Annotated in this window: 12 protein-coding genes; all 12 read left to right on the plus strand. The window is 60.0% G+C overall.

What is annotated here, in order from left to right; all coding sequences use genetic code 11:
- The first annotated feature begins 4 nt into the window (after positions 1–4).
- A complete protein-coding gene (locus GC177_05665) occupies positions 5–1036 on the plus strand; it encodes an L-threonine 3-dehydrogenase (GenBank protein MBI1275440.1) in 1032 nt (343 codons plus the stop codon).
- Positions 1037–1061: 25 nt separating this feature from the next.
- On the plus strand, positions 1062–1307 hold the full coding sequence (locus tag GC177_05670) for a hypothetical protein (protein MBI1275441.1): 246 nt from the start codon (positions 1062–1064) through the stop codon (positions 1305–1307).
- Positions 1308–1370: 63 nt separating this feature from the next.
- A complete protein-coding gene (locus GC177_05675; protein ID MBI1275442.1) occupies positions 1371–2585 on the plus strand; it encodes a glycine C-acetyltransferase in 1215 nt (404 codons plus the stop codon).
- 58 nt (positions 2586–2643) lie between these two features.
- Positions 2644–4110, plus strand: coding sequence for a tetratricopeptide repeat protein (locus GC177_05680; GenBank protein ID MBI1275443.1), 1467 nt, complete (start codon positions 2644–2646; stop codon positions 4108–4110).
- A 101-nt stretch (positions 4111–4211) separates the two neighbouring features.
- On the plus strand, positions 4212–4460 hold the full coding sequence (gene infA, locus GC177_05685; protein MBI1275444.1) for a translation initiation factor IF-1: 249 nt from the start codon (positions 4212–4214) through the stop codon (positions 4458–4460).
- Between the two features lies 1 nt (position 4461).
- Complete coding sequence (gene maf, locus GC177_05690) at positions 4462–5034, plus strand: septum formation protein Maf (GenBank protein MBI1275445.1); 573 nt, start codon at positions 4462–4464, stop codon at positions 5032–5034.
- Between the two features lie 73 nt (positions 5035–5107).
- Positions 5108–5779: a hypothetical protein gene (locus tag GC177_05695; protein MBI1275446.1), complete on the plus strand. Its 672-nt coding sequence runs from the start codon at positions 5108–5110 to the stop codon at positions 5777–5779.
- 51 nt (positions 5780–5830) lie between these two features.
- Entirely contained in the window at positions 5831–6838 is a 1008-nt protein-coding gene (locus GC177_05700) for a sulfate ABC transporter substrate-binding protein (protein MBI1275447.1), read from the plus strand.
- On the plus strand, positions 6835–7692 hold the full coding sequence (gene cysT, locus GC177_05705; GenBank protein ID MBI1275448.1) for a sulfate ABC transporter permease subunit CysT: 858 nt from the start codon (positions 6835–6837) through the stop codon (positions 7690–7692). Before GC177_05700 ends, cysT begins: the two co-directional genes overlap by 4 nt.
- A gap of 3 nt (positions 7693–7695) precedes the next feature.
- Positions 7696–8535 (plus strand): sulfate ABC transporter permease subunit CysW, encoded by an 840-nt coding sequence (gene cysW / locus GC177_05710; protein ID MBI1275449.1) that lies wholly within the window; start codon positions 7696–7698, stop codon positions 8533–8535.
- Between the two features lie 13 nt (positions 8536–8548).
- A complete protein-coding gene (cysA, locus tag GC177_05715) occupies positions 8549–9739 on the plus strand; it encodes a sulfate ABC transporter ATP-binding protein (protein ID MBI1275450.1) in 1191 nt (396 codons plus the stop codon).
- A 1-nt stretch (position 9740) separates the two neighbouring features.
- Positions 9741–10284, plus strand: a 544-nt coding sequence (locus GC177_05720) for an AEC family transporter (protein MBI1275451.1), incomplete at its 3' end; no start/stop codon positions are given.

Genomic DNA, 10284 nt, shown 5'->3' on the forward strand with positions numbered 1-10284 from the left:
AAAAATGAAAGCACTCGTCAAAGCCAAAAACGAACCCGGCCTCTGGCTGCAGGATGTTCCTGTACCCGAAATCGGCCCCGGCGATGTGCTCATCCGCGTGCAGAAAACCGGTATCTGCGGCACCGATCTCCACATCTATCTGTGGGATGAATGGGCGCAGAAAACCATCCCCACCCCCATGGTGGTCGGGCATGAATTTGTCGGCATCGTCGATAAGGTCGGCGAAATGGTCACCGCCGTCAAACCGGGGGACCGCGTCTCCGCCGAAGGCCACGTGGTATGCGGTCGTTGCCGCAACTGCATGGCGGGCAGCCGCCATCTGTGCGCTTTCACCAAGGGCATTGGCGTCAACCGCCCCGGCAGCTTCGCGGAATATGTCTCCGTGCCGGAAAGCAATGTCTGGAAATGCCACCCCGACATCCCCGACGACCTCTACGCGATTTTCGACCCCCTTGGCAACGCCACCCACACCGCGCTTTCCTACGATCTGGTGGGTGAGGATGTGCTCATCACCGGCGCGGGCCCCATCGGTGCCATGGCCGCCGCCGTTGCCCGCAAAGCCGGCGCCCGCCACGTCGTCATCACCGATGTGAACCCCTACCGCCTTGAACTGGCCAAAAAACTCGGCGCCACCGCCACCGTCAACGTCACCAGCGAGAAGCTGGAGGATGTGCAGGCCAAACTCGGCATGACCGAAGGCTTCGACGTGGGCCTTGAAATGTCCGGCCACCCGTCCGGCATTCAGACCATGGTTGCCAACATGCGCCACGGCGGTAGCATCGCGCTGCTCGGCATCCTGCCGTCCGGCACCGGGCTGGACTGGGACAAGGTGATCTTCAAGGGCCTCAAGCTCAAAGGCATCTACGGCCGCGAGATGTACGAGACCTGGTACAAAATGACCGCCCTGCTGCAAAACGGCATGGATATCGACCCCATCATCACCCACCGCCTGCCGTATCATGAGTTCGAAAAAGGCTTCACCGCCATGAAAGCCGGACAGTCCGGCAAAGTCGTCCTCGACTGGAGCGTCATCTAACGGCAATATCAGGCTGTTATCGGTAATGTTTGAGCTTCTCACCGGGGATGTGACGCAGCTGGGCGATAGCCTGCGCGACCTGGTCGCCAATCAGGCGGGAATGGTCGCCGCCATGGTGTTATACGCCGCTGGCGCGGGGGTCGAGGCGCTTTGGAGCCGGATGACGCATGCCGACCTAAACCTGCTGGAAAGCCCCGAAGCCAAATCCGCCGTGGAGGAGGACCTGATGGCGGTCATTCGCCAGGCGGGTGAACAGAGCCGCAATCTCTAGGCGGCTTGCGCCTTGCCACAATTGCTGTAATTTGCCGTGATTCATTTTTCTCAGGTAATCCACATGACCGCACAGCCCAAACCCCGCGCCACGCAAACCGCCATGGACAGCCAGCTTTCCGCTGAGCTGGAAAAAATGAAACAAGGCGGCACCTTCAAAGCCGTGCGCACGCTCCAGGCCCCCATGCAGCCGCACACGGTCATGGAAGGCAAGGGCGAGGTGCTGGTGCTTTCCGCCAACAACTACCTCGGCCTGGCCAACCACCCGGATGTGGTGAAAGCGGGCCACAAGGCGCTGGATACCTATGGCGCGGGCACGGCATCCGTGCGTTTCATCTGCGGCACTTTTTCCATCCATCATGAACTGGAAGCCGAACTCGCCAGGCTGCATCGCACGCCATCCGCGCTCACCTACCCATCCTGCTGGCAGGCCAACACCGGCTCCATCCCCGCCATCACGGGGGAGGGCGACGCCATCATCGCCGATGCGCTGAACCATGCCTCCCTCATTGACGGCTGCCGCATGAGCAAGGCTAAACGCGCCATCTACAAACATTCCGACATGGCGGATTTGAAAGAGAAGCTCGAAGCCGCCAGGGACGCCCGCCGCATTCTGGTGGTGACGGACGGTGTCTTCTCCATGGAAGGCGACATCGCCCCCTTGCCGGATGTCATCGAGCTCTGCCGTAAATACGGCGCCACCCTCTTCATGGATGACTGCCACGGCGTCGGCGTGATGGGCAAGCACGGTCGCGGCACCGCCGAGCATTTTGGCGTGGAAGGCGAGGTGGACATCATCAGCGGCACGCTCGGTAAAGCGCTTGGCGGCGCAGCGGGCGGCTATATCGCCGCAAGCAAGGAAGTAACGGACTATCTCTACCAGGTTTCCCGCCCGCAGATATTCTCCAACGCCTTGCCCGCCACGGTGGCCGCCAGCTCGCTGGAAGCCATCCGCGTGATGGAGCGTGAGCCAGAGCGCGTGGAACGCCTGCACAAGCTGGTGGAAAAAATGCGCCAGGGCCTGAAAGCCCGCGGCTTCAAACCGCTGGACGGCGAAGCCGCCATCGTTCCGTTGATCGTCGGCGAAACCGCCGCCGCCATCCGCATGAGCGAGGAGATGCTGAAAGAGGGGATTTTCATCACCGGCTTCGGCTACCCCGTGGTGCCGGAAGGCACGGCACGCCTGCGCATCCAGATCTGTGCGGACCTGACCGATGCCGACATGGAGCGCGCTTTCGCCGCATTCGAGAAAGTCGGCAAGAAACTCGGCGTGATTTAATTGCTCCAACCGAGTTGATAATAACCAATTATTAAGCGTTGGCCGCTACCCATTCATCATGGGTAACATGTCCAATCATCGCATCGCACTGGCTCTCTCTCTCGCGGGGGCTGTCATGCTTCCATGCATGGCCGGGGCGCAGCAATACCTGCCGCCCGCCAAACCAAAATCTGTCACCACGGATAACATACCCGATGTGCGTGACCCCGCGCCCATGCCGACAGCCGTCCCGGAATCATCATCCGAGCAGCCTGAGGCATCCCGCACGGCGGACCCGGAAGTGGATGATGCGTCCCTTTCCCGCCTTCGCAATGAATCCCGCCTGCATCCGCGCAACCTGGATGTGTGGTATGACTATGCTCGCGTATCGCTGGCGCTCGGCAGGCAGGACGAAGCCGAAGCCGCCTACCGCCACATGCTTTCCGTCAACAACGACCTGCCGCGTGTGAAATTGGACCTTGCCATGCTCCAACTGCAGCGGCATCAATACGAAGAGGCCAAATCCATGCTGGAGCAAGTGAAGGCCAGCAATCCGCCTCCTGCCGTTGCGGCCAATATCGATGGCATGATCCGCCGTATCGACGATGAAAAAAGCCCGCACAAAATCAGCGGCGCGCTTATCGCGGGCTTGAATTTCGACACCAACGCCAATGCCTCCCCCGCAGGCGGGCAGATCCAGCTGAATGCAGGCGGCACCAACGTCAACATTCCGCTCGATGGCAGCACCAGCGCCCAGCATGATGTGCAAACCGTCACGGCTGCCAACCTGAATTACGATTACCGCGCCTGGAGTTCGGATGACGGTAGCAGCAAGCTGCTCTGGAAAAATTCCGGCATTGCCTACATGGCCGAACAGCGCGACGTGGATGCGCTGGATTTGAGACTATATGGGTTCAATTCCGGCCTGGAATGGCAGAAGCTGAACCTCGGCCTCATTCTTGGGGCGGATGTGGGGTATAACTACATCACCCTGGCCGACCACCCCTACATGCGCGTGGCCAGCCTCAACGGCCACGCCAAATACATGCTCACCCCCACCCTGCAGGCCACGGCCGATGCCACGGTGGAAAACCGCAATTTCCAGAACACCGAAACCACCACCATCTATGACCTGCGCGACGGCAATGCCCAGCAGATGAAATTCGGCATCAACTGGGCCGGGAGCGAAAACGACATCGTCACCGCCGACGTAACCCTGCGTAACGAAGGCGCCCGCGTGGATTATTATGAGAACACGCAAATCGGCTACAGCCTGGGCTACACGCGCATCATCACGCCGGAATGGTCGGGCAATCTGGCCTTCGGCTACCGCGAATATAATTACGAAGCGCCCGAACTCACCATCGACCCCATCAAAAGCCGTCAGGATGTGGAAAAAACCTTCGGCGCCACCCTGGCCCGCCAGTTTCCTGACTGGAACCTGCTCTGGACCCTCAGCTACCAGTACCGCATGGTGGATTCCAACATCATCAATTACGAATACCAGAACCACCGTATCGGCAGCACCGTTGCCTATATGTTCTGACACAAGCGTACCGAGCTAGCCAAGAGTGCCAAAACTTCTGGACAAGCTGTGGATAAAAGCGCTATAGCGCTGCATCAATATCACCACCTCTCAGGAATCCCATGGCTAAAGAAGAACTGCTCGAATTTACCGGCACCGTGATGGAACAGCTGCCTAACGCCATGTTCCGTGTAAAGCTCGAGAATGGACATGAGATTCTGGCGCATACCTCCGGCAAAATGCGCAAAAACCGCATCCGCGTTCTGGCGGGCGACAAGGTGACCATCGAAATGTCCCCGTACGACCTGACCAAGGGCCGCGTGATGTTCCGCCATGTGGAAAAGCCGGGCCAGCAGACTCAGACCCAGTAACATGCTGCCGCCTCTTGCAGGCAGTCTCATCCTCGCATCCGCATCTCCCCGGCGGCTTGAGCTGTTGAAGCAGCTCGGCATCGTGCCTGCCGCCGTCATGCCGGCCGATATTGACGAAACCCCGAAAAAAGATGAACTGCCCGTGCCTTACGCCGTACGTGTGGCGCGTGAAAAATGCGAGGCCATCGCCACCCGAAGGCCCGATGCCGTCATCCTTTCAGCCGATACCGTCGTCCATATGGGCCGCCGCATTCTGCCCAAGGCCGAGACCGAAGCCGATGCCCGCCTGTGCCTGGAACTCATGTCCGGCCGACGCCACCGTGTCACCACCGCCATGTGCGTGCAATGGCCCGGCCGGAAGCTCCGCCAGCGTACCGTCACCAGCATCGTGAGCTTCAAACGTCTGACAAAACAGGAAATCGAAGCCTACATCGCCACCGGTGAATGGCAGGGAAAAGCAGGCGGTTATGCCCTTCAGGGCGCGGCAGGGGCGTTTATCCGCAGCATGTCAGGCTCGCCAAGCGCCATCATCGGCCTGCCGCTGCATGAGGCCTATCAGCTTCTGCATGCCTGAAGCCCAGGGAAGCGCCGATATTCACAGAGCTGTCATTATCTGCTAATATGCTGCTTTCCTGAGGAGAAGCCCCATGTTGCAGCAGTTCCAGCAGGCTATCGGCAATATCATCCAGAAGCCCCACCCCCAGCAAAAGATGCTGCAGGCCATCGGCGACTTTCTCGATACCCAGCCCGAAGGCGCGGCCAAGGCGTTCCTCACCATCCTGCTGGCGATGGAAATGAAGCAGAATATCAAGGAAGGCGACGGCCTTTTGGCATTCGTCGAGCGTTCGCAGAACAAGCGCCCCGATGGCCAGCTGTTGTTTTTACCAAGCGAGCAGGAAATCATCTGGCGCTATATCGCCGGTGTTTTTGCCGAAGCGGATAAGGAGCGCCTGAACGCCAACCGCGACGAACCCTTCCTCAAGCGCAACATGGACAATGCCGCCGATGCCATTGGCGAGCATCCCGGCGTGGCTGCCAAGGCATTCGGCTTCTCGGTGCTGATGAACATCATCCCCATTTTCGGCCCGGCCATGACGGCCACGCTGATCGCCACCGGCGAGGCACGGCGCGTGCTGGCCGAGGGCAACAGAAAATTCGCGGGCGACATGTGGCAGGCCAGCGAAACCGCCTGCGGCGACATCGCCTCCATGGCCGATGCGCTGAGCCAGTTTATTCAGCAGTATAAATCGCTTAACCATCCCGATGTGGTCACTTCGGCGATGCCCGAGCAGCAAGTACATTTACAGCAGCGCACTTAGCCCCTAAACATACCTTGGTCACACGCAAGCCACGCGCCGCAAGGGGATGTTATGCGCCATATACGGGGAGTTTTTTCGGCATTCTGCCTTGGGTTTATCGCCCTTTGCGCGCATGCCGCGTCTGCCGCGGAAAAAGCGGAGCTGATGAACGTCTCCTACGACCCCACGCGTGAGCTCTATAACGACTACAACAGGCTTTTCACCAAAAAGTGGGAAGCGGCCCATCCGGGCGGCAAGCTTGATATCCGTCAGTCGCATGGCGGTTCGGGCAAACAGGCCCGCTCGGTGATCGATGGCCTCTCCGCCGACGTGGTTACGCTCGCCCTGGCATACGATATCGACGCCATCGCCGAAAAATCACAGGCCCTGCCGGCGGACTGGCAGGCCAAACTGCCCAATAACAGCTGCCCCTATACCTCCACCATCGTGTTCCTGGTGCGCAAGGGCAACCCCAAATCCATCAAGGACTGGAACGACCTCATCCGTCCGGATGTCAAGGTCATCACCCCCAACCCCAAAACCTCCGGCGGCGCGCGCTGGAACTATCTGGCCGCCTGGGGCTATGCCTTGAAGCAGAATAACAACGACGAAGCCAAGGCCCGCGTATTCATCACCAAACTCTATAAAAACGTCCCCGTGCTGGATACCGGCGCGCGCGGCGCCACCACCAGCTTCGTGCAGCGCGGCATGGGCGATGTGCTCATTTCCTGGGAGAACGAGGCCTACCTCGCACAGGACCAGATGGGCAAGGACAAGTTCGACATCGTGAGCCCCTCCATCAGCATCAAGGCGGAGCCGCCCGTGGCCGTGGTGGAAAAAAACGCCGCGAAAAAGGGCACCACCGAGCTGGCCCAAACCTACCTGAAGGGCCTGTATGAAAAAGATGCCCAGCTCCTCATCGCCAAACACCATTACCGCCCCAGCCTGCCGGAAGCCGAGGATAAATCCATGCCCGCCATTCCCATGATGAGCATCGCCGATTTTGGCGGGTGGAAGGCAGCCCACCAGAAACACTTCGCCGATGGCGGGGTGTTTGATCAGATCTATGGCGCCCAGTGACCAGCCTAGCCCTCTCACCCAAAGCCGCGCTCAAACGCAGCCCGAATGTCCTTCCCGGTTTCGGCCTTACCCTGGGCTTCACGCTTTTTTACCTGCTGCTGATCGTTCTGGTTCCCCTGGCCGGGCTCTTCATCAAAACCGCCTCGCTTAACTGGGCGGAATTCTGGCATGCCGTAGCCTCGCCCCGCGTGCTGCATGCTTACAAGGTCAGCTTCGGCACCGCGCTGCTGGCGGCCATGGTGGATGCTTTTTTTGGCCTGATTCTGGCCTGGGTGCTGGTGCGCTACCGCTTTCCCGGCAAGCAGCTGCTGGATGCGATGGTGGATATTCCCTTTGCGCTGCCCACCGCCGTGGCGGGCATTGCGCTCACCACGCTTTATGCGCCTGGTGGGTGGATTGGGCAGTATCTGGATCCGCTGGGCATCAAGGTTGCCTTCACGCCGCTTGGCATCACGATTGCGCTGATGTTTATCGGTCTGCCTTTCGTCGTGCGCACGCTTCAGCCTGTATTGGCGGATATGGACCGCGAGGTGGAAGAAGCCGCCAGCTCCCTCGGCGCATCCCGCCTGCGCGTGTTTTTTCAGATTCTGCTGCCCAACATGGCTCCCGCGCTGGTCACCGGCTTTGCCATGGCATTTGCCCGCGGCCTGGGGGAATATGGCTCGGTCGTTTTCATTTCCGGCAACATGCCCGGCGTGTCGGAAATCGTCCCGCTCGTCATCATCATCAAGCTTGAGCAATATGACTATGCGGGCGCCACCGCCGTAGCCTGCGTCATGCTGGTGGCGTCTTTCATCATGCTGATGCTTATCAACTGGCTTCAACGCCGCAACCAGTTGCGCAAGGACGCCTGATCCATGTTGAATGTCAGCCGCGTAACCGAGGAAGCATGGTGGGTGAAAACCCTGTTGATTCTGGTATCGGCGAGTTTTGTGCTTCTGCTCATCGGCGTGCCGCTGGCGGCCGTTTTTCTGGAGGCCTTCAGCAAAGGCTGGAACACGTATATCGATAGCCTGGCGGACCCCGATGCCCTTGCCGCCATCCGCCTCACGCTGCTGGTCGCCGCCATCGCGGTGCCCATGAACCTGGTCTTCGGCCTGGCCGCCAGCTGGTCCATCGCCAAGTTCGAGTTTCGCGGCAAAAGCTTTCTCATCACGCTCATTGACCTGCCTTTCTCTGTTTCCCCCGTTATCTCGGGCATGATCTACCTGCTGCTCTTCGGCAGCCACGCCATGCTCGGCCGCTGGCTGATCGACCACGATATACAGGTCATGTTCGCCGTGCCCGGCATCGTGATCGCCACCATCTTCGTCACCTTTCCCTTCATCGCGCGGGAGCTCATTCCCCTCATGCAGGAGCAGGGCAGGGAGGAGGAAGAGGCCGCGATCCTCCTCGGCGCATCCGGCTGGCAGTGCTTCACCCGTGTCACGCTGCCCAACATCAAATGGGGCTTGCTCTACGGCGTGCTGCTCTGCAATGCCCGTGCGATGGGTGAGTTCGGCGCCGTCTCGGTCGTCTCCGGCCACATCAAGGGAGAGACCAACACCATCCCGCTTCATGTGGAAATTTTGTACAACGAGTATAATTTCGTCGCGGCATTCGCGGTGGCATCGGTATTGACCATGCTGGCGCTGGTGACGCTGCTGCTCAAATGCCTGCTCGAGGCGCGCATGAACCGCCGCGGGCGCGGACATTAAAGGGGAACAAAACATGGGCATTCAGGTACAGAACGTCAAAAAAAGCTACCGGGATTTCCACGCCCTGCGCGGGGTTGATCTGGAAATCGCCTCCGGCGAGCTGGTGGCCCTGCTTGGCCCCTCCGGCTCCGGCAAAACAACGCTTCTTCGCATCATTGCAGGTCTTGATCAGGCCGATAGCGGTACGGTGATCATCGACGGCGTCAACGCCGGCACGGTGGAAGCCCGCAAGCGCAATGTCGGCTTTGTCTTTCAGCATTACGCGCTCTTCAAGCACATGACCGTGTTTGAAAATGTGGCCTTCGGCCTTCGCGTCCGCCCCCAGGAAACACGCCCGTCCGATGCCGCCATCCATGCCCGCGTCATGGAGCTGCTCAAGCTGGTGCATCTGGAAAGCTTCTTCGACCGCTACCCCGCCCAGCTTTCCGGCGGCCAGCGCCAGCGCGTCGCGCTCGCCCGTGCCCTGGCCGTGGAACCCAAGGTACTGCTGCTCGACGAGCCCTTCGGCGCGCTGGATGCCAAAGTGCGTAAAGAGCTTCGCCGCTGGATGCGTCGCCTGCATGACGAGATCCACATCACCTCCGTCTTCGTCACGCATGACCAGGAGGAGGCGATGGAAGTGGCCGACCGCGTGGTGGTGATGGGGCAGGGCCGTATCGAGCAGGTCGGCTCCCCGGGCGAAGTCTACGGCAAGCCCGCCAACGCCTTTGTTTATGATTTTCTCGGCAACTACAATGAGTTCGAGGGATGGAAGGACGAAAAAGGGGCCCTCCATCTCACCGAATACGACATGCACAAAATCGAGGAGCGCCCCGAGGAAACCCCCGCCGGCCTTCTGGCCCGTTATCCGGAAATCGGCAGCATTGTTCGCCGCATCATGCCCGCCCGCCAGCCGGAATTTCCGCCCGTAGGTCCGCAGGTCACCTTCAAGCGCCGCCCCATGCGCGGCAAGGGCACGCCGGTGACGCTATTCGCCCGCCCGCATGAAATGGAAGTCACCAAAACCCCCGAAGCCGGGCAGGAATACATCGCCGCCCGCATCATTCACTTAAACCCTGCCGGGCCGATGGTGAAAATCGAGCTGGAACGTAAGAACGGCAACCTCCTGCAGGCGGAAATTCCTCAATCAGAGGCCGAAACCCTCAGCCCTGAAAAGGGGGAGGAAGTGCTGGTGCGCCCCAAGACCATGAAGGTCTTCGGCTAGGATGCAGGCGATACTCTCGGCGCTGCTGCCCGTTATCTCCATCGTTGCGCTCGGGGCTTATTTCAAGCGTATCGATTTTCCCGGCGGCCAGTTCTGGGAACGATCGGAAAAGCTGACCTACTACATCCTGCTGCCAAGCCTGTTTTTCTACAGCATTGCCGATGCCGATTTTACCGATGTCGCCATGGTCATGCATCTGGTGGCCGCACTTGGTTTGGCTATGCTCCTGCTGGGGGGCGTCGCCTTTGCCCTGCGCCCGTTGCTTGAGCTCGACGGCCCAAGCTTCGCCAGCTTTTTTCAAGGCTCCATCCGCTTCAACAATTACGTGGGCCTGCCCATCATCATGTCCATGTTCGATACCAGGGGCGTGGCGACCTATGCCATCATGATCGCGCTGGCCATCCCGCTTTCCAACATGCTCACCGTCATCGTCATGGCGCGTTATTCCGCCAGAACCCCCCTGAGTGCGCTAAAGGTGGCCAGGGCGGTAGCGGGCAACCCGCTCATCTTTTCCGCCGTCCTGGGCATCGGCTTCAACCTGCTCC

It is taken from the genome of bacterium, from assembly GCA_016124905.1.
Lineage (GTDB): Bacteria > Pseudomonadota > Alphaproteobacteria > Rickettsiales > RI-342 > RI-342.

Bases quoted from the DNA above. Each gene is read 5' to 3' on its own strand.
- GC177_05670 (MBI1275441.1), top strand. From the start codon at position 1,062: ATGTTTGAGCTTCTCACCGGGGATGTGACGCAGCTGGGCGATAGCCTG.
- GC177_05680 (MBI1275443.1), top strand. From the start codon at position 2,644: ATGGGTAACATGTCCAATCATCGCATCGCACTGGCTCTCTCTCTCGCG.
- GC177_05700 (MBI1275447.1), top strand. From the start codon at position 5,831: ATGCGCCATATACGGGGAGTTTTTTCGGCATTCTGCCTTGGGTTTATC.
- GC177_05675 (MBI1275442.1), top strand. From the start codon at position 1,371: ATGACCGCACAGCCCAAACCCCGCGCCACGCAAACCGCCATGGACAGC.
- GC177_05665 (MBI1275440.1), top strand. From the start codon at position 5: ATGAAAGCACTCGTCAAAGCCAAAAACGAACCCGGCCTCTGGCTGCAG.
- cysW (MBI1275449.1), top strand. From the start codon at position 7,696: ATGTTGAATGTCAGCCGCGTAACCGAGGAAGCATGGTGGGTGAAAACC.
- cysA (MBI1275450.1), top strand. From the start codon at position 8,549: ATGGGCATTCAGGTACAGAACGTCAAAAAAAGCTACCGGGATTTCCAC.
- maf (MBI1275445.1), top strand. From the start codon at position 4,462: ATGCTGCCGCCTCTTGCAGGCAGTCTCATCCTCGCATCCGCATCTCCC.
- infA (MBI1275444.1), top strand. From the start codon at position 4,212: ATGGCTAAAGAAGAACTGCTCGAATTTACCGGCACCGTGATGGAACAG.
- GC177_05695 (MBI1275446.1), top strand. From the start codon at position 5,108: ATGTTGCAGCAGTTCCAGCAGGCTATCGGCAATATCATCCAGAAGCCC.